The 24,334-nt window shown below is 50.5% G+C and carries 28 protein-coding genes and 1 tRNA gene; 19 read left to right on the top strand and 10 right to left on the bottom strand.

Going from position 1 to position 24,334, the window contains the following annotated elements; translation table 11 throughout:
* The first annotated feature begins 132 nt into the window (after positions 1 to 132).
* Both ACT3TF_RS12050 and ACT3TF_RS12045 read left to right on the top strand, forming a co-directional pair.
* Complete coding sequence (locus tag ACT3TF_RS12050; protein ID WP_096279971.1) at positions 133 to 1,839, top strand: potassium/proton antiporter; 1,707 nt, start codon at positions 133 to 135, stop codon at positions 1,837 to 1,839.
* A 48-nt stretch (positions 1,840 to 1,887) separates the two neighbouring features.
* Positions 1,888 to 1,978, top strand: a tRNA-Ser gene (locus ACT3TF_RS12045).
* Positions 1,979 to 2,196: 218 nt separating this feature from the next.
* On the opposite strand, the gene ACT3TF_RS12040 is transcribed toward ACT3TF_RS12045, so the two are convergent.
* On the bottom strand, positions 2,197 to 3,093 hold the full coding sequence (locus ACT3TF_RS12040) for a LysR family transcriptional regulator (RefSeq protein ID WP_096279973.1): 897 nt from the start codon (positions 3,091 to 3,093) through the stop codon (positions 2,197 to 2,199).
* 158 nt (positions 3,094 to 3,251) lie between these two features.
* Between ACT3TF_RS12040 and ACT3TF_RS12035 the strand changes: the two genes are divergently transcribed.
* The 3 genes from ACT3TF_RS12035 (at position 3,252) to ACT3TF_RS12025 (ending at position 4,494) form a co-directional block, all read left to right on the top strand.
* The gene (locus ACT3TF_RS12035) at positions 3,252 to 3,869 is read left to right on the top strand and encodes an FMN-dependent NADH-azoreductase (protein WP_096279975.1); all 618 of its coding nucleotides are present in this window, start codon (positions 3,252 to 3,254) and stop codon (positions 3,867 to 3,869) included.
* 141 nt (positions 3,870 to 4,010) lie between these two features.
* A complete protein-coding gene (locus tag ACT3TF_RS12030; RefSeq protein WP_176483393.1) occupies positions 4,011 to 4,163 on the top strand; it encodes a hypothetical protein in 153 nt (50 codons plus the stop codon).
* A gap of 13 nt (positions 4,164 to 4,176) precedes the next feature.
* The gene (locus ACT3TF_RS12025; protein ID WP_096279977.1) at positions 4,177 to 4,494 is read left to right on the top strand and encodes a prolyl oligopeptidase family serine peptidase; all 318 of its coding nucleotides are present in this window, start codon (positions 4,177 to 4,179) and stop codon (positions 4,492 to 4,494) included.
* Positions 4,495 to 4,669: 175 nt separating this feature from the next.
* On the opposite strand, the gene ACT3TF_RS12020 is transcribed toward ACT3TF_RS12025, so the two are convergent.
* A complete protein-coding gene (locus tag ACT3TF_RS12020) occupies positions 4,670 to 5,350 on the bottom strand; it encodes a GntR family transcriptional regulator (protein WP_096279979.1) in 681 nt (226 codons plus the stop codon).
* A gap of 100 nt (positions 5,351 to 5,450) precedes the next feature.
* Here ACT3TF_RS12020 and ACT3TF_RS12015 point away from each other — a divergent pair, with 100 nt between their 5' ends.
* From ACT3TF_RS12015 to ACT3TF_RS12005, 3 genes are all read left to right on the top strand, one after another.
* The gene (locus ACT3TF_RS12015) at positions 5,451 to 8,876 is read left to right on the top strand and encodes a molybdopterin-dependent oxidoreductase (RefSeq protein ID WP_318781619.1); all 3,426 of its coding nucleotides are present in this window, start codon (positions 5,451 to 5,453) and stop codon (positions 8,874 to 8,876) included.
* A 309-nt stretch (positions 8,877 to 9,185) separates the two neighbouring features.
* Entirely contained in the window at positions 9,186 to 10,502 is a 1,317-nt protein-coding gene (locus ACT3TF_RS12010) for a short-chain fatty acid transporter (RefSeq protein ID WP_096279983.1), read from the top strand.
* A gap of 444 nt (positions 10,503 to 10,946) precedes the next feature.
* A complete protein-coding gene (locus ACT3TF_RS12005) occupies positions 10,947 to 11,156 on the top strand; it encodes a hypothetical protein (protein WP_096279985.1) in 210 nt (69 codons plus the stop codon).
* A 136-nt stretch (positions 11,157 to 11,292) separates the two neighbouring features.
* Here the strand turns inward: ACT3TF_RS12005 and ACT3TF_RS12000 are convergent, their stop codons facing one another.
* A complete protein-coding gene (locus ACT3TF_RS12000) occupies positions 11,293 to 11,463 on the bottom strand; it encodes a hypothetical protein (protein ID WP_176483394.1) in 171 nt (56 codons plus the stop codon).
* 229 nt (positions 11,464 to 11,692) lie between these two features.
* Here ACT3TF_RS12000 and ACT3TF_RS11995 point away from each other — a divergent pair, with 229 nt between their 5' ends.
* Both ACT3TF_RS11995 and ACT3TF_RS11990 read left to right on the top strand, forming a co-directional pair.
* Positions 11,693 to 11,875, top strand: a complete 183-nt coding sequence (locus ACT3TF_RS11995) for a hypothetical protein (RefSeq protein ID WP_096279987.1) — start codon at positions 11,693 to 11,695, stop codon at positions 11,873 to 11,875.
* A 217-nt stretch (positions 11,876 to 12,092) separates the two neighbouring features.
* A complete protein-coding gene (locus ACT3TF_RS11990; RefSeq protein WP_176483395.1) occupies positions 12,093 to 12,254 on the top strand; it encodes a hypothetical protein in 162 nt (53 codons plus the stop codon).
* A gap of 68 nt (positions 12,255 to 12,322) precedes the next feature.
* Here ACT3TF_RS11990 and ACT3TF_RS11985 read toward each other — a convergent pair whose 3' ends face one another.
* A complete protein-coding gene (locus ACT3TF_RS11985) occupies positions 12,323 to 12,439 on the bottom strand; it encodes a dienelactone hydrolase family protein (RefSeq protein WP_255249123.1) in 117 nt (38 codons plus the stop codon).
* A gap of 152 nt (positions 12,440 to 12,591) precedes the next feature.
* On the opposite strand from ACT3TF_RS11985, the gene ACT3TF_RS11980 reads away from it, so the two are divergent.
* From ACT3TF_RS11980 to ACT3TF_RS11960, 5 genes are all read left to right on the top strand, one after another.
* The gene (locus ACT3TF_RS11980) at positions 12,592 to 13,272 is read left to right on the top strand and encodes a Bax inhibitor-1/YccA family protein (protein WP_096279991.1); all 681 of its coding nucleotides are present in this window, start codon (positions 12,592 to 12,594) and stop codon (positions 13,270 to 13,272) included.
* A gap of 85 nt (positions 13,273 to 13,357) precedes the next feature.
* Positions 13,358 to 13,747 (top strand): sulfurtransferase complex subunit TusD, encoded by a 390-nt coding sequence (gene tusD / locus ACT3TF_RS11975; RefSeq protein ID WP_096282355.1) that lies wholly within the window; start codon positions 13,358 to 13,360, stop codon positions 13,745 to 13,747.
* Between the two features lie 11 nt (positions 13,748 to 13,758).
* The gene (gene tusC / locus ACT3TF_RS11970) at positions 13,759 to 14,124 is read left to right on the top strand and encodes a sulfurtransferase complex subunit TusC (protein ID WP_096279994.1); all 366 of its coding nucleotides are present in this window, start codon (positions 13,759 to 13,761) and stop codon (positions 14,122 to 14,124) included.
* A gap of 13 nt (positions 14,125 to 14,137) precedes the next feature.
* Positions 14,138 to 14,425 (top strand): sulfurtransferase complex subunit TusB, encoded by a 288-nt coding sequence (gene tusB / locus ACT3TF_RS11965; protein WP_096279996.1) that lies wholly within the window; start codon positions 14,138 to 14,140, stop codon positions 14,423 to 14,425.
* Between the two features lie 2 nt (positions 14,426 to 14,427).
* The gene (locus ACT3TF_RS11960) at positions 14,428 to 14,778 is read left to right on the top strand and encodes a TusE/DsrC/DsvC family sulfur relay protein (protein WP_096279998.1); all 351 of its coding nucleotides are present in this window, start codon (positions 14,428 to 14,430) and stop codon (positions 14,776 to 14,778) included.
* Positions 14,779 to 14,797: 19 nt separating this feature from the next.
* Here the strand turns inward: ACT3TF_RS11960 and ACT3TF_RS11955 are convergent, their stop codons facing one another.
* Together ACT3TF_RS11955 and ACT3TF_RS11950 are read right to left on the bottom strand one after the other, a co-directional pair.
* Positions 14,798 to 15,430 (bottom strand): helix-turn-helix domain-containing protein, encoded by a 633-nt coding sequence (locus tag ACT3TF_RS11955; RefSeq protein WP_096280000.1) that lies wholly within the window; start codon positions 15,428 to 15,430, stop codon positions 14,798 to 14,800.
* A 100-nt stretch (positions 15,431 to 15,530) separates the two neighbouring features.
* Positions 15,531 to 16,472 carry a histone deacetylase family protein gene (locus tag ACT3TF_RS11950; RefSeq protein ID WP_096280002.1) on the bottom strand — a complete coding sequence of 314 codons (942 nt, stop codon included), beginning with the start codon at positions 16,470 to 16,472 and terminating at the stop codon, positions 15,531 to 15,533.
* A 104-nt stretch (positions 16,473 to 16,576) separates the two neighbouring features.
* Here ACT3TF_RS11950 and ACT3TF_RS11945 point away from each other — a divergent pair, with 104 nt between their 5' ends.
* Positions 16,577 to 19,324, top strand: coding sequence for a bifunctional acetate--CoA ligase family protein/GNAT family N-acetyltransferase (locus tag ACT3TF_RS11945; protein WP_096280004.1), 2,748 nt, complete (start codon positions 16,577 to 16,579; stop codon positions 19,322 to 19,324).
* A 63-nt stretch (positions 19,325 to 19,387) separates the two neighbouring features.
* Here ACT3TF_RS11945 and pdxH read toward each other — a convergent pair whose 3' ends face one another.
* The 4 genes from pdxH to ACT3TF_RS11925 all read right to left on the bottom strand — a co-directional run bounded on the left by pdxH (position 19,388) and on the right by ACT3TF_RS11925 (position 21,737).
* Positions 19,388 to 20,032, bottom strand: a complete 645-nt coding sequence (gene pdxH, locus ACT3TF_RS11940) for a pyridoxamine 5'-phosphate oxidase (RefSeq protein ID WP_096280006.1) — start codon at positions 20,030 to 20,032, stop codon at positions 19,388 to 19,390.
* Between the two features lie 152 nt (positions 20,033 to 20,184).
* Positions 20,185 to 20,577 (bottom strand): DUF2069 domain-containing protein, encoded by a 393-nt coding sequence (locus tag ACT3TF_RS11935; RefSeq protein WP_096280008.1) that lies wholly within the window; start codon positions 20,575 to 20,577, stop codon positions 20,185 to 20,187.
* Positions 20,574 to 21,197 carry an NAD(P)H:quinone oxidoreductase gene (gene wrbA, locus ACT3TF_RS11930; RefSeq protein ID WP_096280010.1) on the bottom strand — a complete coding sequence of 208 codons (624 nt, stop codon included), beginning with the start codon at positions 21,195 to 21,197 and terminating at the stop codon, positions 20,574 to 20,576. Before wrbA ends, ACT3TF_RS11935 begins: the two co-directional genes overlap by 4 nt.
* A 60-nt stretch (positions 21,198 to 21,257) precedes the next feature.
* Positions 21,258 to 21,737, bottom strand: a complete 480-nt coding sequence (locus tag ACT3TF_RS11925) for a gamma-glutamylcyclotransferase family protein (protein ID WP_225734413.1) — start codon at positions 21,735 to 21,737, stop codon at positions 21,258 to 21,260.
* A 158-nt stretch (positions 21,738 to 21,895) separates the two neighbouring features.
* On the opposite strand from ACT3TF_RS11925, the gene smrA reads away from it, so the two are divergent.
* The 3 genes from smrA to ACT3TF_RS11910 all read left to right on the top strand — a co-directional run bounded on the left by smrA (position 21,896) and on the right by ACT3TF_RS11910 (position 24,318).
* Entirely contained in the window at positions 21,896 to 22,486 is a 591-nt protein-coding gene (gene smrA, locus ACT3TF_RS11920; protein ID WP_096280012.1) for a DNA endonuclease SmrA, read from the top strand.
* Positions 22,487 to 22,678: 192 nt separating this feature from the next.
* Positions 22,679 to 23,008, top strand: a complete 330-nt coding sequence (locus ACT3TF_RS11915; RefSeq protein ID WP_441683647.1) for a helix-turn-helix transcriptional regulator — start codon at positions 22,679 to 22,681, stop codon at positions 23,006 to 23,008.
* Positions 23,002 to 24,318: a type II toxin-antitoxin system HipA family toxin gene (locus tag ACT3TF_RS11910; protein ID WP_444625434.1), complete on the top strand. Its 1,317-nt coding sequence runs from the start codon at positions 23,002 to 23,004 to the stop codon at positions 24,316 to 24,318. The genes ACT3TF_RS11915 and ACT3TF_RS11910 overlap by 7 nt, the downstream gene beginning before the upstream one ends.
* Positions 24,319 to 24,334: the final 16 nt, after the last annotated feature.

Genomic DNA, 24,334 nt, shown 5'->3' with positions numbered 1-24,334 from the left:
GTGACGGCGAAGTGTAGCCGCCGAGTAAAGCTCCTGACCAGCCCTTTAGGCATAAGCGTAAGCCGTCAAGACACAGTAAATTAAATGGTTACATGCAATAATAGCGCTGTATTGAAGTAGAGGCAGAGAGTCATGGATGCAATTTATATGTTCTTTTTGGTGGGCGGCGCGCTGATGGCGCTGAGCATCTTGGCAAGCCGCTTATCTTCAATGATGGGTGTACCTGTACTACTTATTTTCCTAGGGCTGGGCATGCTGGCGGGTGAAGAGGGCGTGCTTGGTGTGGTGTTTGATGATTACTCCATGGCGTTTGCTATTGGTCATCTCGCGCTTGCCATGATCTTGTTAGATGGCGGCTTGCGTACTCGCCTTAAAACCTTCCGGGTTGGTTTTAAACCGGCACTTTCTTTGGCCACGTTTGGCGTTTTTATCACCAGTGGTATCGTTGGCTTAATCGCGATGTGGATTTTTGATCTCACGCTGGTGCAGGGGTTATTAGTCGGTGCGATTGTTGGTTCGACCGATGCTGCTGCCGTATTTTCAATGCTTAGTGGCAGCGGCGTTAATCTTAATGAGCGGGTAGGGGCTACGCTTGAAATAGAGTCAGGCACCAACGACCCGATGGCGATTTTCCTGACGCTAATGTTGGTGGAGTTGCTGGTAGGTGAGATTGGCGGCCCAACGGACACGCTGCTATTTTTCATTTCGCAATTTGGAATTGGCTTAATTGTTGGGATCGGCGGTGGCTGGCTAAGTGCCAAATTGCTGCGCTGGCTCGACTTAGCACCGGGCCTTTATGCAATGTTAGCGCTGGCGTTAGGATTTAGCGTTTTCGGCTTCGCCAGCGTATTGGGCGGTAGCGGATTTTTGGCGATTTACCTAACCGGTCTGATGATTGGCAATCAGCCGGGGCGGCACCTCAATTTCATTTTGCCTGTACATGACGGCTTGGCATGGCTCAGTCAAATCGGCCTATTCTTGGTGCTGGGTTTATTAGTAACGCCCAGTGAGCTATGGGACGTAGCGCTGCCTGCCAGCTTGGTGGCGCTAGCGCTGATATTTATCGCTCGCCCATTGGCCGTGCTGATTGCTATTAAGCCATTTTTCAAATTCCGCTGGCGCGAAACCTTCTTCATATCCTGGGTAGGGTTGAGAGGCGCCGTTCCGATTGTGCTGGCCATCTTCCCGGTTATAGGCGGGGTCGAAAATGCCTCTCTGTACTTTAACATCGCCTTTGCTGTTGTATTGATGTCACTGCTGATCCAGGGCGGCTCGCTAACGCTAATGGCCCGGTACCTAAAGGTAGAGGTGCCGGTTGGCACCGTCCCCAACCGACGGGGTCCGCTGGGTATTTTGCCCGAAAATGACTTTGAGCTATTTGTTTATGGCGTAGAAAATCAAGATTTAGAAGACGTGCCTATTCGCCTGCTGCGTTTTCCTTCTGGGGCATTAATTTCTGCGCTGTTTCGTAATCACGCCATGCTGCAACCGAAGGGCAGTACGCGCCTGCAACTGGGCGACGTGATTTGCGTTATTGGTCGCTCAGCGGATTTGAATACCCTTAATCGGTTGTTTAATGGTGATGCGAAACTAAAACAGGAGCGCGAGTTCTTCGGCACCTTTACGCTGGATGGCACCTCACTAATGCAAGATGTGGCCCTAGCCTATGGTTTAACGTTAAGCGACGGAGAGGCGAGCATAACGCTGGCTGAATTTGTTGCCATGCGCGTAGGAGGGCATCCAGTGCTAGGGGATGATGTGGACTGGCACGGCATTCACTGGGTAGTCAGCGAGATGGAAGGTGGAAACATTACTCGCGTTGGTATTCGATTGTACTAAGGGCGTTGACTTACAAGGAAAAGCTGGTAGTATATGCACGCATAAGCCGGAGGGATGGCAGAGCGGTTGAATGCACCGGTCTTGAAAACCGACGTAGGTGAATAACCTACCCAGGGTTCGAATCCCTGTCCCTCCGCCACCTATTAGGAAAAAGCCGCTGATTTCAGCGGCTTTTTTGTGTCTGTAACAAGGGAAATACAGTTGGGGAAATCCTATGCCTGCTTTGCAGCGAGAGAGTACCTTGGCTGCAAGTATCTGCGGCTCTTACAATTACGTTTGGGCCATCTCAATTAGGTTCAACTCAGAGCTGCCTTAGTTCAGCCTCGCTGGAGTGACGCACCACAGAGAGATGCGGCCTTAAGATTGCAAACGCCTTCTGAGATCATCCAGTAGCCATTGTCCAGCATGCCCTAGGGGCCGGTTACGCTTATGCGCGGCATAAATTGTTAACCCTTCCTCAGGCGTTGGATCGTTCTCAATGCGCAGTGGTACCAAATTTCCAGCACTGACTGACTTCGCTATGAGATGTTCCGGCATGCGGCACCAACCGAAACCACCCAGCAGAAAATCTAGCCGTCGGCCAAGATCCGCGAAGCGCCAAATTCTTGCGCTTGCAAGCCCAAAGTTAGCGCTTCCTGGATCGATCGGATCCGATAGAACGAGCTGAACATGTGGCTCCAGGTCGAGTTGCGTCGCCGCTCGTCCAAGTTGTGCCAGCGGATGCCCAGGAGCTACCACAGCCTGCATCCGAACGCGAAGCAGTGGATAGGCAGTCATATCATCCGGAATGGCAGGAAGCAGCAAGCAGATACCAATGGCTGCCGAGTCGCTTCTTAGCTTCCGCAGCGAACCTCCCAATCCTTCGGTCGAAAAATTGACGGGCAAATTCAGAAAGGTCTGGTTTAAGGCAGATAGGCTTTCGATGAGGGGTGCCGATGGAACTAAAGGATCGATTGCAATGACAAGCTCTGGTTCCAATCCCATGCGCACTCCCATAGCGACTCCCTCAAACCTAGCGGCGCTTGCCAATACTAATCGCGCCTGCTCGACAAGCACTCGTCCTGTGTCCGTTAATACGGGACGGTAGCCACTACGCTCAAACAGCGAGACGCCCTGTATATCCTCAAGCGTCGCGATCGTTTGGCTAATTGCCGATTGGACGCGACCCAGTTTCCGGCCCGCCGCTGAAAAGCTTCCCTCATCAGCAATCGTCACTAAAACGCGTAGCTGATCAAGTGTAAGGCTTTCTATCAAAGTGGATTCTCCTCAATCTCTATCATAAAAACCGATTGACTTAATCATAATTTAATCACTTCCGGTAATTAACAAATGTCTTTATATTTTCCAAACACACTCATTTGGAGAGACACGCCGATACGGCGCTATCTTCTTTACTTTTTTGGGGATTTAAAATGGAAAAGCTTTTGGTTATAGAAGCTAGCCCTCGCGGTGAAAGCTCAGTATCACACAACATGGCGCGGAGATTTGTACAAGAGTGGGAAACCGCTCACTCTGATGGTGTCATCATCAACCGCAACCTTTTGGAGACAGGACTTCGGTTCGTTGACGCTGCATGGCTACAAGCCTACTTCACACCTGTGGATAAACATTCACCCGAAATGGCTGCCGCATTGCAGCTTTCAGACGAACTTGTTGCGGAATTGCTCGCCGCTGATCACATCGTTATTGCAACACCTGTTTACAATTACAATGTTCCGGCTGTCCTGAAGGCTTGGGTGGATCACATTGTTCGTAAGGGTTTGACGCTTGGCTTTGATGGAAGCGGTTTAGTGACTGGCAAGAAGGCGACTGTACTGATCGCATCTGGAGGTGTATACACTGAGGGCTCACCCATTAAGAACCGCGATATCGCAACTCAATATTTGCGTCTGGTACTGAATGTCATTGGTATTTCCGACGTAACGCTAGTGGCTGGAGGTGGGGCAAAGGCGGTAGATCTAGGCGAGGAAAGCATGGCGAGCTTCGTGGAAAAGCTCGGCAAGCAGCTTGAATGGGCTTCTAAAGTTTAATATCAGGCAGTCCGGCATACGGCCTGTGCTGTTTATCGATATGCTGAAAGTTGCCAGTTTAATCGGCAGCAACGCTTATAAGCGCGAGTAGATGGCCAGCACTATTTTGAGCGAGAAGCTTGATATTTCGGTTTGTCAGGCGTGAAACAACCGGATGCCGAAAGACGTAAAGTTGTGGCTATCAATCTGGCCGATGCCGAATTGGCGACCGAGCTTGTCATACCTGAGAATAAGGATGTCATGAACGATGCGGCCCTGTTCGGCGTACATCTGCTGACAGACTTATCTCTGTGATGCGCATACTCAGATGCGCCGCTTCACGCTTGATGGTACTGCTGACGGCACGGATCAACTGCCAGGGATAGGCAGCGCTAAAGCTTGGCACCGAGCGGGACAGTTGGAGAACAAGCAGAATGTCTTTGATGATTTTATCGCGGTCAGTGAGTTCCTTATAACGCAAGGCATCACGATGGAAACTGGTTTGGTTGTCCAGGGCGAATCCAATGGTGGGCTGGTAGTGGATGCTGTAGTGAACCAACGACCAGACCTTTATGCGGCAGCCTTACCTGGCAGGAAACTCAGCGACCGTTTTGGGGCATCGGTTTCCGCGCTTCGTGTACAGTAGACCAAGTGTACCGGCTGTCACTACTTCGTAATCCGCGAAGATACGATTGATGCACGTGATCTGTTGCAACACTTTGAGCGAAACCATACTTATTTGTCTCTTTTTAACCTGGCGTGGGTGCGGATCGCCTACATAAACAGCCGAAGGATCAACCCTTGCTCATTCTCATTCAACATTATGACTGACTCCCCAAAAGTCGTTTTTTTCGAGTGCGAAGGTCGTCTTGTTCTAGAGCCGCCGAAAATATTGGCCTCCAGCTAAGAATGTGGTGCTGCAAGAGTGTAATAAGCTCGCCCGTCTCACCGGCATCAATAAGTTCAATAATGCTGTAATGCTCCCCGACTGATTCACGTTGTCGGTCCACCCCTGCACCCGAGCGAATACCGAAGAGGCGCATCCTATCTCGAAGGGAGAGTGCTGTCTTGGCTAACAGTTCATTTCCAGACGCCATGAACATGGCGTTGTGAAAGGAACGGTCGGCGACAAGATAAGCACGAACATCATCCTCCTTGACGGCACGTTCGATTTCGCGGGCATAGTGTTTTAGCGGTTCTGTGTCGCATGGCGTATCGGCCATCATCAATTTTGCGGCCTGTATTTCTAAAAGATCGCGCATAGCGAAAAGATCGTGCAGCTCCTTCATCGACGGTCGCGAAACCCTAAAGCCTTTATTTCTAACAGGCTCGACCAACCCGGAATTTGCCAATTCGAGCAATGCTTCACGAACGGGAGTCGTTGAAACATCGAGCTCAGCTGATAATGCAGGGACGGAGTAGAGCGTCCCTGGAAGGCTCTCACCTGAAATGATTTCGGAGCGAAGCTGCTTCAGGATGCGCTCGCGAAGATTCTGTTGCATTGGCGTGTTCACTCAGATTTTTGGATGCATTTTTTCAATGATAATTCGTTACCTTTGACAAGGCCAGAATCCAAATGCATTATTGTAGCGCGCTACAATAATGCATTTAAAAGTGCGAGGTCGACTCATGACTGAACAAAGGTTCAAGGGATATTGCACGCTCTGCCGTTCACGCTGTGGCTCAGAGACGGTTGTGCGTGGTAACCGTGTTGTGTCTATTGAGCCCTTGCGTGACCACCCAACTGGCGGTGCTCTTTGCGCGAAGGGGCGAGCTTCTCCCGAGATGGTTCACAGTCCTGAGAGGCTACGCACTCCTTTACGGCGAATTTCTCCCAAAGGCGCTCCGAACCCCAAATGGGAGGCAATTTCTTGGAACGATGCGCTTGACGAAGTTGCTAGCCATCTGGGTGACATCAGGGACGTAGACGGTCCCGAAGCGGTTGCTTTTGCGATTACCACGCCGAGCGGTACCCCCATGGTGGATAGTTTCGAGTGGGTTGAACGTTTCGTTAGGTGCTTCGGCTCGCCCAATCTTATCTACGCCGTTGAGGTTTGTGGCTGGCACAAGGACTATGCCCATGAACTAACCTTCGGACGCGGCATCGGTTTTGCCGACTATGAAAATGCCGACGTTATCCTCCTTTGGGGTCATAATCCGGCAAGGACATGGCTTGCCCAGGCTAGTCGAATTGCCGAAGCTCGCAGCCGAGGCGCGAAGGTTGTCGTCATTGACCCCAAGCCAAATGGATCTGGGCAGCAAGCCGACGTTTGGCTGCGAGTGCGTCCAGGAGCTGATTCGGCGATCGCGATGGGCGCCATCCGCCATCTAATCAAAACGAACACCTATAATGATGCGTTTGTCCGCCGGTGGACAAACGCCTGCGTGCTGGTCAACCAGCAAACGGGCCATCTTGTCCGCGCGGAAGATCTCTGGGGCGGGGAAGGGCCCAAGCATCTTGTTGTGGTCGATAAGAGTGGAGTACCGCGAAGATTCGATCCTTGGGCCTCTGAAGCAATGGCTGATGATTTCAAACTCAACCATGAACTTCGGCTGACCGATCGAAACGGTACCGAATTTATCGCCAAGACGGTTTACTCCTTGCTTGAGGAAACTGCCGAACCTTTTACACCGGCACATGTCGCTGACGTCAGTTGGGTAGATAGGTCCGCACTTATACAGTTTTACGCCTTACTCGAGGGTAATCCAAAGCTGGCATACCATTCTTGGACGGGGGTCGGGCAACATACCAATGCCACTGCCATCGAGCGTGCCATTGCGAGTATGTATGCCTTGACGGGCGCGTGCGATATACCTGGCGGAAATATATGGCCGACACCGCCACCGACGCGTACCGTCAATCAGCTTTCACTGTTACCGAAAGGGCAGAAGGAGAAGGCCCTTGGACTTTCTGAGCTGCCCCTTGGACCTCCATCCCGCGGATGGATTACCGCCCGCGATTTCAGCCGTGCAGCTACCGAACATTTACCTTACCGAGTTCGGGCATTGATGAGCTTCGGTACTAACTTTGTGGTATCGCAGGCTGATGCTGAGCGCAATCTGGCGGCGTTACGCGCATTAGACTTCCATGTACACGCGGACATTTTCATGAACCCGACAGCGGAGTGTGCTGACATCATACTACCGGTGAATTTGTCCCCAGAGCGTGATGCATTAAAAATCGGTTTCGAAATCAATCAGGCGGCGGTTGAGACCCTCCAGTTTCGCCCCAAAATGATCGATTGTGAGTTCGATGCTCGCGCCGACTATGACATTGTTTTCGATCTTGCCTGCCGTCTGGGTCTTGAGGTGGATTTCTTTGGCGGTAGCATAGAGGCGGGGTGGAATTGGCAGCTTGAGCCATTGGGAGTGACGGTCAATCAATTGCGACAATCCCCCGGCGGAAAGAGGTTTCCCCAACCATCGTCATTGCAGAAACATGGCCAGCTCGCGCTAAAGGATAGGCTTAAAGGATTTCCTACTAGCTCGGGGCTTGTCGAACTCTATTCTGAGCAACTTCTAGACATTCACTACCCCGCCATTGCCTGCCATGTCGAGCCTTTGGAAAGCCCAATGCACGCGGATAGCAAGGGAGCGAACTTCCCTCTTACATTGACTACTGCAAAATCCGGCTGGTTCGTGCACAGCTCTCATCGGCATATTACGTCCCTCCGTAAGAAATCACCTGACCCCATGATAGAAGTTAGCGGGACGCTTGCGCGTTCACGTGGGCTGTCTGAAGGAGACTGGGCCTATGTCGCGACCACTGCCGGTAAAGCTCTGCTGCGGGTGAAACTGAATGAGGCGCTGGACGATCGTGTGGTTCTGGCTGAATTTGGCTGGTGGCAGTCTTCGCTAGCTCTTAACCGTGCTGAAACTCCAGTATCTGGTCCAAACACAAGTAATATAAATGCGGTACTGAGCGATACAGCACACGATCCTGTCAGCGGTTCAGTTCCATTGCGTGCCATCCAGTGCGAAATCAGCCCGCACCCAACCCGGAATATCGGGCGTTGGAACGGTTGGCGTGATTTCAACATTGTTCGAATACGGCCAGAGGGTAGCAATATCATCGCTATTGAACTGGCACCTGCGGACGGTCAGGCCCTGCCGGAGTTTCTGCCAGGGCAATATGTCGCTACCAGAGTCGGCCCAGATGGCCCAGCCCGTTCCTATTCATTGACCGGCTCTGGCTTGTTCTCCAACACACTATCGATTGCCGTTCGGCGTCAGGGCACAGACCTCGAAGGGCTGGAAGGAAAATCGCTCTCGGCTTCCCTTCATAAATTATCTATCGGTGACGGCCTCCAGCTTGAATCTCCAGCCGGGGTGTTTAATCCTCCAACGCATGGTGACCGACCCATTGTCTTCATCGCAGCTGGTATTGGCATCACACCGTTTATCAGTGCACTGGAACGCCTCGTGGCCGAAAGTGGAAACACTGAAATCATGTTGCTTCATGGATGCCGAAGTGGGGACGAGCACCCCTTTTCAAACAGGCTAAAAGAGTTTCGTACGGCGCTGCCTAATCTGCATAGCATCACCGCATATTCTGCTCCTCTACCGTCCGATGAGATTGGCAAGGATTACACGGTTCACGGTCGGGTAGATTTTTCGGCGGTCACTCTGCTCCAGTCAAGAAGACCACTCATCTACATCTGTGGATCCCCTGGCTTCATTGACAGTGCGAACCAGGCGATGAAAGCACTAGGCATTCCGGCGTTTGACATCATGTTCGAGGCCTTTACCTCGCCTAACCCTGTTCCCCTTGAGTTACAGCCTCAAATCGTTCACGTAGCAGGAACAGGGAATAGCTTTGAGTGGCGACCAGAAATGGGCTCGATCCTTGACGCCGCCCTTGAGCATGGCTTTTCGCTACCGAGCGGTTGTCGCGTCGGTCAATGTGAGAGCTGTATCTGCGAGCTTATTGATGGAGAAGTCGCGCATCTTAGCGGCAGCGAATTGGAAGCAAATCAGTGTTTAACCTGTCAGGCCGTGCCGTTGACAGAGATTACAATCGCCACGTAAGAATAAAACAAAAAGGAGGTAAATGAAGTGTGCACTCCAAGACGAGATCCCAAGTCAGCCCAAGCGGGAAATGAGAACATGGTTATGCGCTTATCACGCGTCATGGTCTCACCCTGTGGTCTGCTCGTGAAATAGTGCTAGCAGAGAAAGGAGCATAGTACTACCAGAGGAAGGGTATTCGTCGATGTCTGCCGGATGGTGGAACACCAGCATATCGATTGGGATAACACTATAAAAACTGACCAGCGCCACTCTGACCTACCGTCATCATCGCGGTATTAATCACTGACCTCCAGGCGGAACCACATCATGTTTAAAACATTCACTAACGGCTTTGTTAACGCGTTTGATCGCTACATGCCCGACCCGCTAATTCTGGTACTTTTCATCACATTAATTGTGTTCTTAGCTGGCATTGTTTTTCAAGGCCAAGCACCTGTGGCAATGCTCGGCTATTGGCAAGATGGGTTTTGGAATCTGCTAAGTTTTGCAATGCAGATGACGCTTATTCTTGTGGCAGGGTTCTCTGTAGCGCGTACGCCAGTATTTATGGGGCTGGTAGATCGTATCGCTGGCGTAGCGAAAACGCCTGGACGTGCCATTTTAACAGTGAGTTTCACAACGTTAGTCCTATGCTGGATTAACTGGGGCATGGGCCTAGTGGCTGGTGCAATTCTTGCCCGCGAATTGGCCCGGCGAGTCGAAGGTGTCGACTATCGACTATTGGTGGCCAGTGCCTATGCGGGCTTCATCAGCTTTCATGCTGGCCTATCAGGGTCAGCAACGCTACTTATTGCAACGCCAGGGCACTTTCTTGAAGATCAGATCGGTTTGATCCCGACCAGCGAAACAATCTTCAGTGCACTGAACCTAAGTATATGCGCGGCGATCCTTATCGTGTTACCGCTGACCTGCCGCTTATTGATGTGGGGTATCGATAAGCCTGTGACTGTAAATTCTGACAACCTAAAAGAAGACGTCGTTAAGGACAGCCCATCAGAGGCGCTGCGTCCGGCTGAACGTTTAGAGCGGTCCAAGACATTAGCATGGGTAAGTGCGGCATTGGGCTTTGCTTCGGTGGTCGTTTATGCCGTAAATGGGGGTGGCCTCAATCTAAACATCATCATCTTCGTGCTCATTTTTCTAGGCTTGGCTCTGCACGCTAGCGCACGCAGCTTTCTTGCCGCTATCGATGAGGCGGCGCGCGGGGTTTCCGGCGTGCTTATCCAGTTTCCGTTCTATGCTGGGATTATGGGCATGATGAGTGCTTCAGGTCTGGGGGCTGAGTTAGCACAAGCGTTTGCCAATATTTCGACGCCTGGCACATTGCCGTTTGTGAGTTTTCTATCGGCGGGCATACTCAATATCTTCATTCCATCGGGAGGAGGGCAATGGGCGGTTCAAGGGCCTATTCTTGTCGAGGCGGCCCAGTCGCTAAACGCAGATCTCGCGGACGTTGTTATCGCGTTTGTGTGGGGTGATGCTTGGACCAATTTGATTCAGCCATTCTGGGCACTGCCCGTATTGGCAATTGCTGGGCTCAAGGCGCGCGATATTATGGGTTTCTGCGTGATAATGATGGGCACAACAGGCGTCGCGATTTCCGCCATATTGTTGTTATTTTGAAAAAAAAACGGGACAGAGTTCGTTTGGCCTACCTGTGTCGAAGCGCTATGTTTTCTGGTATTTCGTGATATTTATTTGCCTCTAGCTTTCACAAGGTTGTTGTTAATATAGCGCTTCATTGCTGGGGTTACTTGCTAGATAGCGTCCTGGGCAGTCTGTTCATTGTGCCGCTGCAGTAGAGCAAAGGCTCAAATTCGCTTTCCCATCTGGAGATACTCAACCTCGCCAACGACAGTGGTATAGGCGCGACCCGTATAGTTCACTCATAGAAGCCACTTTAATGCCTCTGACTCGCCAGGGGCATTTTTTTCTAAAATTCTCCTGTGTGCACGAGCTATCTTTCATTAAGAGTCATTTAGTCACTTATCTTTTCATCATCCTTGGTTGAACCTATTCTTCTGCTTGTTGCTCAATAGATATGGGTACGGCAAAAGGAGATCTGCCATGAACAGTGTAGATAAGTGCCAAAAGTGCGGTAAGGAATACAACCCCGACGTTGAGATCGAATCTAAAGCGACACCTACATGTGATTCTTGTGGGGCAGCGCTTTTTGAGCCAACCGCGGAAGCAGACTTTGAAAGAGAAGGTGAGGAACATCTTATTGAAAAAGGGCTGCGAAAAATCGCGGGTGAAATAACAGGCGATAAGAATTAATTCCGTGGCTAGGATTTAATCTTTCCTATCATTTACCTCTAATGTCGACTTCTAAGCCCCTACGCTTGTCGCGGTGGGGGGCTTAGAGCTTTGCTGAAAAGGCTTCTAGCTTTCTAGAGAACCCGGCTGAGCCGTATCAAAAACCAGACGTATTAATCTTTGTCCCTCGCATACAGTCACCGTAGGCCATCGTGTCGCCCATTTTTTCTGCTACATCGCGGCAATCTGCGGTTCGTGATGAAGAAGGACCTGAGCTGCAGCCTGCCAGCAGTACGGCAATTAAACACAGTGGAATGAGTGCTTTCATGGATAACTCCTTATCAGTTAAATAATCCTGCTACATTTAACAGCATCTATGCGGTCTATGTCGATTGGCTAAAATTTATGCGTGCGAATGCGAAGCATATCTCCGCCATTGATATGCGAATATTCCTCAGAGCCGTAAAATGGCAATCAACCATCGGGTCTGCTCGTGACGGAACGTCAACGTAGGCACTAGTGTCTTAGCTGAAATATTCTTTAACGAGGAGTGGCGTATGGAGCGTGTATTCGCATGGGATCATCGACGCGAGCAAGTGGTTTATCGTATTCCAGGGCATACGCATGATGATGGTAGAGAAGATAGCGACTTCTCACCTGTCTGGCTGCCGAGCAGCGAGTCAGAGTTGCCGGATGGCATCTCCGTCGATGACCTGCGAAAAGTAACCGTTAAGGATTGATTCTATCGATGGAAAAATACCAATCCTGCTGAAGCGGACCACCTGATACAGGCGTTAAGTATTTGAGAGACAGATAATTGTGAATAGGAATATCATTCAAAAGTCTTCTAAGAGCGGTTAACATTATTTAATTCACGTTAGGCCCCGTTGTTTATCTAAAAATAATCGTTATTATGCTGTCAGCTTGATGCTATTAATTCACTAAGGAAGATCTACCATGTTGAAAGGATTGATTGTCTGCTTTGCGGTGCTATTTGCTCAATTGGCAGTGTTGCATGTGATCGATGCACGTCTATATAGCTCTCCTCAAGATGCCCGTCAAACGGCAGTCACGACCGTGACCGCCCACAAAGATGATGAAGAAGAAGCACAAAGTTAAATAATTCTTCCATCAGACGATGACCTAGTGGCACGGCTCGCGTCACTAGGTGTTCGTAAGAGTTAGATTTATTTAGGTATCTCATTTAGCCAGCCTTTAAACGTTGCCCACGAACGCTGGTCGGCGTTTTCTCGGTAGGCAGCGCTTCCAAACACGCTAAATGCGTGCGGGGCACCGAAATAAATACCGACTTCGTAGGCAATGCCCGCTGTTTCAAGCTCACCTGTGAGTAGTGCAACGTCGAATTACCATTTGCGTAGACGACAAGTACTTGCGTCTGGAACTCAGTAACGGCATTCTTGTCCGTCGGTAGAATACTATTAGGGAGCATTAACACATGGCTTACAACGACTCACGTATGGCACGCCCCCAGTCCGGTGGTGTGGCAAACAGTGTCAGTACGAATAAAGTATTGCGTAATACCTACGCACTGCTGGCGATGACACTCTTGTTTTCGGCAGTAACAGCGGGTGCCGCTGTTGCAATGGGCATCCAGCAAATGAACATTATCGTGTTCTTTGTCGGTGCTTATGGACTGATGTTCCTTGTCCATAAAACGGCGAATTCAGCGACAGGGTTGCTGGCTACGTTTGCGTTTACGGGGTTCATGGGCTTTACCCTTGGGCCGATTCTTTCTGCCTACCTAACGCTCCCAAACGGCGGTGCATTGATCATGAATGCGCTTGCTATGACCGGGCTTACGTTTGTTGGTTTGTCCGCTGTGGCACTTACGACCAAAAAGGATTTTAGCTTTTTAAGTAATTTCCTGATGGCTGGTGCCATCGTGCTGATTCTTGCCATGGTCGCGGGTATCTTCTTCAATATTCCCGCGCTGTCACTAATGGTATCTGCAGGCTTTGTACTGTTTGCTTCAGCTGCCATTCTGTATCAAACCAGTGAAATCATTCACCGCGCTGGTGAGACTAACTACATTCTCGCTACCGTGACGCTTTACGTATCCATCTACAATCTGTTTATTAGCCTCCTGTCGATTCTGGGCATTATGAGTAACGACTGATTTTAAACAGCGTTAGACGATAGGACAGGCCCTTTTGGAGGGCCTGTCTTTTTTTTTGAGCTAGCTGTGACTAGGTATTAAGATGATGCAGTACGGTTTACTGGTGATGGGCGCCCCTTATAGCAGTCCTGCACCGCATTCTGCTTTACGTTTTGCCCACGCAGCTATTGCGCGGGGGCATCGGTTAGCGGGAGTTTTTTTCTATCACGACGGTGTTCATAATGCGTCTTCACTAATGGCACCTCCGCAGGATGAACTCAATCTCAATGAAGCTTGGCTCGAGCTTCATCGCCTACATGACGTACAATTAGATGTCTGTATTGCCGCAGCGTTGCGTCGAGGGCTAATGAGCGAATCAGAAGCGCAGCGGCATGGTAAGCAAGTCTTTAATATTGAAAAGCCCTTTGAATTAACCGGCCTTGGACAATTGCTTGAATTACAGCAGCGGTCTGACCGGTTTATTACTTTTGCTTAAAAGGGGAGTCAATGGCGACACCTGACACACTGCTGGTGATTATTCGCCATGCACCTCACGGCTCTAGTTGGTTGCGTGAAGGGTTAGATGCAGCACTGGTTGCAGCGGCTTTTGGGCAGCCGGTGGAGCTGCTATTTATGGGGCAGGGTATAATGGCACTATTAAAAGGGCAGGGTAGTGGCGCGCCAGGTCAGAAAGCCTCGCTGCCAACAATCGATATGCTAGAAATGTACGATATTGATAAACTCTGGGTGCCTAAAGAGGCACTACAAAACCTAGATATATCCACAGATGCGCTTGTCGACGGCGTAACGTTAATAGCGAATGTAGATATACCTGATTTATTGCAGCAACACGCCAAAATACTTAGCTTTTAGTGAGGCAATGACCATGTTACACATCCTCACCAATACGCCAGATAGTAGTGCATTTACTCAAATGCAGCATGCGGTAGGGGCTCAAGATACAGTGCTATTGGTTGAAGAGGCGGTGACAGCCGCTCTTAATCCTACTTGGAGCGCATGGCAGCACTTCCATCAGCGTATCTATTTGCTTTCTGAAGACCTTACTTCTAGAGGCCTTGCAAACATAGCTGCTGATAATGGACTACCTACTGTAGATGTAGACGGTTTTGTAGTATTGACAGAGCAGAATGAAAAAACAGTAACGTGGTATTAAGCATGTCTATCGGAAAAGTATACCGTTATCTTGACTTAGAAAAAAAATGGGGCCTCGATCCTGAAGGATATCTAGTTAACCAAACGGACTGGAGTAAATCAGTGGCTGAGTTAATGGCCAATGAAGAAGGTTTGCCGTTAACGCCTGCACACTGGGAAATAATTGATGTCGTCCGGGCTTTTTATCAGCGCTATGAAATGGCACCGGCGATGAGGCCGTTGGTAAAAGCAACCAAAACGGCACTGGGTGAAGAGAAGGGGCGTTCTATCTACTTGATGCAGCTTTTCCCAGGCAGCCCACCTAAAAGAATTGCCCGGTTAGCCGGTTTGCCAAAGCCGACTAATTGCCTCTAACACGCATTTTTCTATCACGTTAAGCAACATCGCCGCGCGTACACACCGAAAGCACCACTGCATCGCTATGGCTGGTCGACACGAGCGCATGGCCCATATCACTATCGAAGTAGATACTATCGCCTTCGGCTAAGACTAGCGGGGCATAAAACTCGGTGTGGAGCATGATATCGCCATGCAGCACCATTAAAAATTCTTCGCCATCATGGCGCACCCATTGTTGATACTCATCGAAACTGCGGGCGCGTACGATAGTTTTGAAGGGGATCATGCGCTTTTGGGCTAGCTGATGCCCGAGCAATTCATGTTCGTAGGTAGGCGTAGGATGTAGCTGGCCTTTACCTTTACGGGTTAAATCGCGACGGCCCATGGTGTAACGCTCACGCTTAGGTGGCGTCAGCAGTTGGGGCAGGTCAATGTTCAGGCCCGTCGTCAGTTTCTGCACCACGCTAAAGGTAGGTGACACTTGATCATTCTCAATTTTAGACAGCGTTGAACGCGCAAGCCCTGTACGTTGGCTTACATCTTCCAGCGTCCATTGGTTAGCAAGACGAATTTGCTTGAGTCGTTCGCCCAGGCGCAGCGGTTCAACAAACGGTTTGCTTCCCGATGCAATACGCAGCGCGGCATGCTCTTCAGTAGTTGCGGTCATAAATCGTCACATTGGCTGCGTTAACGTGGGGCATTTGAATATAAATATGATACCACAGCTCAAACTCACTCCCATTAGCCAGGCCCAATAGAGTCGGGCCTTAAGGCACTTCGGCGAAGGGCAGACCAAGCAACGCTTTTAGATGCGCCTCGACACCACTGGCTAACGATTTTGGGTTATAGCCACCTTCAAGCACCGAAACAATGCGGTTATCGGCGTATCGTGTAGCGATTTCCATAGCAAGATGAGTGATCCAGTAAAAGTCTTCATCCTCCAAGCAAATGTCGCCCATTGGATCATCACGATGGGCATCAAAGCCTGCAGATATCATAACTAAATCTGGCTTAAAAGCATGCAAAGCGGGCATCCAATGGCTTTCGATAATGCGCCGGAACTCGGGCCCATCGGTGCCTGCTTCTAATGGCGTATTCACAACGTTTTGCCACTCACTGCGCAGATAGCGCCACGGATAAAACGGGTATTGGAAGCTTGTGCAAATAAGAATGTCAGGATCGTTTTTGAAAATATCAATCGTGCCGTTGCACTGGTGCACATCAAAATCCAGTATGGCAATACGCTTTGCACCATATTTTTCGCGGGCATGGGCTGCGCCAACGGCAATATTATTATAAAAACAGAAGCCCATCGCATCGCTGGCTTCCGCATGATGCCCAGGCGGCCTAACGGCACAAAACACATTATCTGCCTGGCACTTAAAAACCTGATCAACCCCTTTAATAACAGCGCCGGCAGCCATTCTAGCGGCTTGCAGGCTGTCAGGATTCATCATGGTATCGTCATCCAATGCGATGATGCCTTCTTTGGGTAAACACTTTTCCAGCGAGCGAAGATGACGCAAGGGGTGTACCCTGGCTAATGCCTCTTCACTCGCTTCTTTAGCGTCAGCCTGCATGGTCTGCTGTAGTAAACCAGCAAGCGATAGGTGGGCGCGAATAGCCTCCAGACGCTGTGGGCTTTCCGGATGCTCTGGCCCCATATGATGCAATGAGCAATCGGGGTGGGTAAGGTAGGCGGTAATCATTCAAGCGCTCCATTATTATTGATGACACCTTAATCGCCTCCAGGCCCTACGCGACAGTCTCAATAAGTCGTACAGCCGCTATTTATGTCAGGGGAGATCCCTTTGTGAGCACGCGCTTCTTACACCATTTTTTTCAACCTCGTACACTCGCGGTGTTTGGTGCCTCTGAAAAGCCCTCATCGCTGGGCGGTTTAGTGCTGAGAAACATTCAAGAGGGCGGCTTCAAAGGGTCGCTATGGGCCGTGAACTTGAAAGGCTATGCTCAGGTATTCGGAGTCCCGTGTGTTAGCCGCGTAAGTGAGCTGCCCGAAGTGCCCGACCTAGCCGTGGTGTGCTCACCTATTGAGGGTATACCCAGTTTAATTAAAAAGCTTGGGCAAGCAGGTGTCAAAGCCGCTCTGGTACTGTCTGGCGGTGCTTATCTGGATCGTGATAAGGGCAATAAAGGCTCTATCCGTGAAAGGATGTTGAGTGCGGCTCGCGTTTCGGGTATTCGGGTATTGGGTCCTGAATGCATGGGGCTGATTGTACCGGGCAAAAATCTTAATGTTTCTTACGCCAGTCAGCCGGTAAAAGCGGGGCGTGTCGCTTATTTGGGCCAGTCCGGCATGCTGGCCAATGCAATGATAGATTGGGCCGCTGGGCGAGATGTAGGCTTTTCGCATCTAATTACGGTTGGCGATAGCGTAGACGTTCTATTGCCGGATCTTATTGATTACGTTAATCAATACTCGCCAGCTCAGGCTATATTGCTACACCTCGAGCGGGTTAATGATGCCCAGCATTTTATGACGGCCGTGCGCGATGCATCGCGTAATCGCTTAGTGCTGGCGATAAAAAGCGGGCGCACGCCCGAATCTGACATTTCGGGCATGGCGCCAACGCCCGGCATTGCGAATCGCGATGTGGTATTTGATGCTGCCTTTGCCCGGGCTGGCGTTGTGCGCGTTGATGATTCTGATGAGCTGCTTGATGCACTAGAAACGCTTTCACGCATGAAACCCCTGAAGGGGGATCGCCTGGCCATTGTCTCGAACGGATTGGGGCCAGCCATGCTAGCTATCGATAAGCTGATTAGCGCTGGCGGTAAGTTAGCCGAATTTAGCGCTGAAACGCAGGCGGCGTTGCATCTTAGCCAGGTCGATATGAGTAAGCCGGGAGAGAACCCGGTGGATTTAGGCGGCAATGCGTCGCCAGAGCGATTTGTTCAAGCGCTAGAAATTGTCGCATCTGATGCCAATGTCGATGCCGTACTGGTCGTTCACGCGCCCACTCGTATGGCGCCATCGCTCGTCACGGCACAAGTGTTGATTGATAATCGTAAGAAGTTTCGTCGCAACTTACTGACCAGTTGGATGGGCCTAAAAGAAGCTCTGAATGCACGTCATATATGTAATTTAGCCGGAATCCCTACCTACATTTCACCGGAGAAAGCCGTTAAGGCCTTCATGCACATGGTGATCTACCAGCGTGTTCAGGCGCTGCTGCAGGAAATTCCGCCCAGCTTACCTTTTTCAACGAGCCCTGAAATACGCGCTCAGTGCCGCACGCTCATCAAGCAGGCAAAAGAACAGGGCCGGCAAACGTTAACTCACTCTGAAACTGCTCAAGTGCTTGAGGCATACGGTATTCCCACGGCACCCAGCGTGTATTTATCTAGCCCTGAAGAAGCGCTTGAAAAAGCCGTAAGCATTTCGGGAAGCAAAGCCCTCAAGGTTGTCCATGAAGGCAATTGCCGTCCTTATCGCTACCGTAAGCATCCGCATAAAATTTCTGCAGGCTTGTTGCAGGATTTAGAAACCCCAGAGCAGGTGGCTGAGGGTATTCGTCAGCTGGGCGATAAAGTCGCGGAAAAATTCCCGGAGTATGCGATCCGCGAATACTGTTTGCAGCCCATGCAGCGCGGCAAGCATTCCATGCAGATCTGCGCAGGAATTACCCGTGATCCGGTGTTTGGTCCCCTTATTGTCTTTGGTATCGGCGGTTATAAGGTCAATGTCTTGGCTGATCGCCAGGTAGCACTGCCGCCGCTGAACATGAGCCTAGCCGCCGACGTAGTGGGCAGAACGCATGCGGCCTCGTTAATCCGCGAACACTCCGCCGACCCTGAGCGGGATATACAGCATCTGTGCCAAATGCTGGTTAAATTATCGCAGATGGCGTCAGATCTTAGCGATCTACGCGGGCTTGAAGTGAATCCGCTAATACTTAATCGCGATGGTATGATCGCCGTTGATTTCGCAATGGATCTAGGTACGCCGTCGCGCTTTGCGATCATGCCTTATCCAGAAGAACTACGTGAATGGATGACGCTAAAAAATGGCTGGAAGGTCGAGGTCAGGCCTATTCGTGCTGAAGATGCGCATTTAATTACCACGTTCCACCGCCAGCTTTCAGAAGAGAGCATTCGCTTTCGCTACTTCCACAATAAATCCAATTTAACGCAGCGTGATTTGTCGATTTTGTCGCATATCAATTACGACCGCCAGATGGCCTTTATCGCTGAATATTTAGGTGAAGACGATAACAAAGAGATGCTTGGCGTGGCGCGGGTGTGGAACGACCCTGACAATATTCGTACCGAGTTTTCAATCATCATTCGTGATGACCTGCAGGGGCTCGGCATTGGCAGCCTGTTAATGAAGAAGATGATCGACTACTGCACTAACATCGGCACCCTGGAAATGATCGGCAAAATCATGGTCGATAACCATCCGATGCGGGCCTTGATGAAACACTTAGGTTTTAAATGCCGTTACAACATGGAAGAGCAGGTGATTGATGCCGTGCTACGCCTCAATGAACCTGAAAGTGAGTGGCAGCGGCATCGCCTTGAGAGCCTGCCAGACTAACCGCGAAAAGGCCTGCAGCTAGCTCTGTAGGCCTTTTGAACACTGTTTTATGTACTTGGCTAGTTAAGGCGCTAAGCGAAAGCGGCTCCACTCATGGCTATCGCGACGCTCAAACCGCAGCCGGTCGTGCAAACGGCTGGGCTGGCCTTGCCAAAACTCGATCATGTCAGGTGCTACGCGGTAGCCGCCCCAGTGAATTGGGCGCGGTATATCTTGTCCGTCGTAGGCTTGTTCAAAGCGCTTTTGACGCTCTTCAATCCAGTTACGCCCTGGAATCACAACGCTTTGCGTAGCAATCCAGGCACCAAGCTGGCTCCCGCGCGGGCGGCTGGCAAAATACTCATCTGACTCTTCGGTGGGTATCCGCTCAACGAGTCCTTCGATACGGACTTGCCGGGAAAGTGATGGCCACCAAAACGTCATCGCCGCGTAGGGCACATTGCTTAACTCACTACCCTTATGGCTATGGTAGTTGGTGAAAAACACCATTCCGCGTTCATCAAAGCCTTTTAACAGCACTACCCGTGCGTGAGGCCTGCCTTGGCTATCCACACTCGCCAGCGTCATGGCATTGCCATCCTGGCCTTCTTTTTCCAGGGCGAGAGTGAACCATTCATCAAATAGTACAAAAGGATCGTTGGGTGCCAGCGACTCATCTAGCCTGCCGCCTTCATAATCACGCCTAATATCGGCTATGTTACGTGTCATCGAATGACTCTCCCTTGAATTTCATCCATGGTCGCCGGTTTCACCTCAAAGCTCAAACCGCTACTCTCGATTCTCAAAGAATTTAGAGCGATCCACTTGGCTTTCGCCAGCAAGTGAGTACAGCGTTATTTTTGATAGAACTGTTAATAGAATTATTTTTGGCGCAACTGCCGGCTACGAAAACGCGCATAGCCCATACAGCCCGCAAACAGGGCAAGCGAAACGATGGCTTCCGAAATGCCACGAAAGCTTTGCCCTGGAACGCTTGCCAGCATGACACCTTGAGTGAAATAGAGCAGGCTGACGAACGCAAGCCATGCGTGTCCACGCGCCCGCCGGCCAATAATCGAAGGTAAGAACAGCACAAGAGGAAGCACAAAAGCCACGACAGGGCGCCAGTTGAATTCATCGCCCTGTACTAAAAAGCTTCGATAAATAACTAATACCAGCAAGATGGCACTACTGATTAGCACCAGCTGGCGGCTTTTTAGCGTGAGCTTATCTAATCCATGACGTGCCTCGATATCTTCCAGCCACTGCCTCATAAAGCATTCTGCCGCATGACATCCAACGCTAACGCAAGTCGAGCCAGCCGTTTTCCCTGTGCAACGCAAAGCGCGCGCTCATGCGCATCAACAGAGTGATCGCTGCGAGCTCCAGCTAGGTGGCTCGCACCATAGGGCGTTCCGCCCGTGCGTGTCTCTAATAGCACTGTTTCGCTATACGGCACACCCGCGTAAACCATGCCATGATGCAGCAAAGGCACCAACATCGTCAGCAATGTGCTCTCCTGACCGCCATGTAGGCTTGAGGTTGATGTGAATGCGCAGGCAGGTTTATCAATCAGTGCACCGTTCATCCATAGGCTGCTAGTGGAATCGATAAAATACTTAAGCGGCGCCGCCATGTTGCCAAATCGCGTTGGGCTGCCCAGTGCCAACGCGCTGCAGTTGCGCAGATCGTCTAGATCAGCATAGATCGCGCCCTCAACAGGAATTTCGGGATCAACGGCTTCACAGGTTGTTGAAACCGGTGCCACAGTGCGCAAACGTGCCTGAATACCGGGTACGCTTTCTACGCCGGCTGCGATTTGCTGCGCCATGGTGGCGGTAGCGCCGGAGCGAGAGTAGTAGAGAACCAAAACGTATGGGGTCATATCACTCATCATCATTCCTGAATAAGGTCATAAAAGCGGTCTTGGTAAATACAGATAAGCCTATCTGTCCTATGGTACCAGAGCTACCGGCAATGCTGGGTAGGAGGCAAGCGCAGTTCGTGTACCTGGACGGCGCAAGTAAACCCAGGCACGAGTGCCGTCCTCAAGAGTTATAGTCCTACGATCGTAGCGTACGCCCAGTCGTTCATAGCGGTCTAGGCGGCGCAATTCAGCGGCGTCTATAGTGAGTAGCAGCCCATTGACTTGACTCCCGGGCTGGGACGAAAGGTCGAGACCATTGCGCTGATAACCCACAAGCACGGCGTCTTCAGGAGAGCCGAAACTCCCCATGACGGCCAGGCGCACCGGAGCATAGCGCAGCGTACCGTATACAAAGACCTGATGGATGCGCTGCTCGATGTCGTCTAGATCGTCTGGGCGATCATAAAACCATGGGCTGAGCATGGTTAGCCACAGCCATCCTGCCATGCCCACAATCCCCACACCGCTGCCGATCGCTAGGCGTTTCAACCAAACTGTTTTAGCCAAAACAGAGTGCCTCTCACTGAATGGTAAATAAGTGCAGGCATAGCTTGGCGCTCTGAATAGATGATGACAAGCCCTATGTTATCGACTTATTTAATATGTTTAAGCACAGTCTTCGAGTTTGTTAGGATAGTCATTAGACCCTGTCAGAGGAGCCTGCAATGAATCAGCCACTTCGTGATGATATGGATTTTCGAGCTCTCGTCGGTGATGTTAGGCCGCTACCGGCAAGTAACCGCGCCGATCCTACTGCTCATCGTCAATGTCCTTCTGACGCTCAGCTGGCACGGCGTGAGTGGGCAGAAGAAGAGCGAGGAGCGCGCAATTTTTTATCCGACGACTTTGTCGACCTGCTTCCTCCTTTTGATCCTATCGAGTATCGCCGTGAGGGCATACAGCAGGGCGTTGTCGATAAATTAAAGCACGGCGGTTATAGCGTTCAGTCCCAGCTCCATCTGCTCAGGCGTCCTTTAAGCGAGTGTCGGCGGCTGCTTTTTCCTTTTATTCAGGAAGCCTATGCCCACGATTTACGCTCGGTGCTGATCGTGCATGGCCGCGGGCGTGAGATTGATAGTCCGGCTAACGTTCTGCGCTCTTATCTTGCCAAGTGGCTCAGCCAATTTGAGGAAGTGCAGGCGTATGTATCAGCCCAGCCGTCTGAAGGAGGGCTAGGCGCCACGTGGGTAATGCTGCGTAAAAGCGATCGCGCTAAAGCCAATAACCGCGAGCGCCAGCAAAAGAGACGTGGCTAATTGAATTCGATTCATCACAAGATGCTATTATTGTAACATTAATCCATTTTAAGCCATTAATGTCCTTATTTTAGATCTTTAAAAACTGATGGCTTGATATTAATTGATTTACTTAATAATCATGCTTCATAATGTACTATATTTAGACCATAGCAGATATTTTTTTCAACTATGTTCTCTTAAGAGCATCTTATGATGACTGAAAATAAATCACCCGCCGCGATTGCTGAAACGTTAGGGGAGCGCCTAAAGCAGGCGCGCCTCAATCATGACATGACGCAAGCAGAAGTAGCAGCTCTAGCGGGTTTATCCAGAAAAGTGGTGCTGAATGCTGAAAAGGGAAAAATCCAATTAGAAGGACTGGTAGCCATCATGATGGCTCTCGATATGACGGCCCAGCTAGAGCACTTTTTACCACCACAAACTATTTCACCACTGCAGCTTTCCAAGCTACAGAGCAAGCAGCGTCAGCGTGCCTCTGGCCAGAGAAAAACCAAGGATGAGGAGCCGCTTGAATGGTAATGGAAGTTATCAACGTCAGCTATCTCGACCGCTACGTAGGGGCAGTGAGTTTCGATACTCGTACCGGCGTTGGTGCCTTTGAATACGATGGCGCCTTTATTAACGACGGCGTTGAGCTTTCTCCTATTAAAATGCCACTTGGCAAAAAAATATTCAGCTTTCCTGAGCTCAATATTGAAACCTTCAAGGGCCTGCCAGGACTCATTGCCGACTCACTGCCCGATGACTTTGGTAATGCCGTGCTTAATGCATGGGTGGCCAGCAAAGGCGGGCAGGCTGGCGATATTACGCCGCTGCAAAGGCTGCAATATACCGGCAAGCGGGGCATGGGAGCGCTGGAGTATTCGCCCGCCACGAAATTAAAAAGTCTCAATGCCTCCGCTCACGTTGAAATAGCCACCTTAGTCGGCATTGCGCAGGAAATACTCGATAGCCGATCAACCTTTTCCGTTGAGCTTAACAAAGACGGCCAGGAAGACAGAGAAGCCATGATGGCACTACTGTCTGTCGGAATGAGTGCTGGAGGCGCTCGTCCTAAAGCGGTTCTGGCGTTTAATCAGGATTTCACCCAAGTGCGCTCGGGACAAACACGCGTACCGGATGGGTTTGCTCACTTTCTAATGAAGTTTGATGGTGTCAGTGAGCATAATAAAAATCGTGAGACGTTTGGCGACCCGCTAGGCTATGGTGCCATGGAGTACGTTTATCACCTGTTAGCGAAAGCCTGCGGCATTGAGATGATGCCTTGTAAGCTGATTAATGAAGGTCCGCGGCGTCACTTTATAACGCAACGGTTTGATCGAATCGGCAATCGTAAACTGCACGTACAAACCCTGAACGGCATAGCCCACGTTGACTATAAAAAACCAGGCTCATTCTCATACGCTGAATTATTTGGTGTGGCGAGACAGCTACAGCTTTCTGCCGCAGATGCCGAACAGCTCTTTAGACGCATGGTTTTTAATATAGTGGCTAGAAACCATGATGATCATGCGAAAAATTTTGCATTTATGCTGAAAGGGGGAGCCTGGTCACTTTCACCAGCCTATGACCTTGCTTACAGCTACAAACCGGGGAGCCCGTGGGTGAACAGCCACTGGATGAGCCTCAATGGTAAGCGCGACCATTTCTCTCGCAGTGACCTTTATTCGCTAGAAAGGCTGAGCCCTTTGTTTACCCGCAAAAAAATCAACGCCATGATTGATGAAACCATTGCACACGTTGCCCAGTGGCGAAAGCTTGCCGGCGAACACGGCGTGCCGGAATCATTGATAGACGAAGTGGCGTCAAACCTTAGGCTCGCGCTTTAAAATCAAAAAAAACGGC

Origin of the sequence: Halomonas sp. AOP25-F1-15 (assembly GCF_052378675.1) — a bacterium.
Lineage (GTDB): Bacteria > Pseudomonadota > Gammaproteobacteria > Pseudomonadales > Halomonadaceae > Vreelandella > Vreelandella casei.
This window is presented reverse-complemented; position numbering and strand designations above follow the sequence as displayed.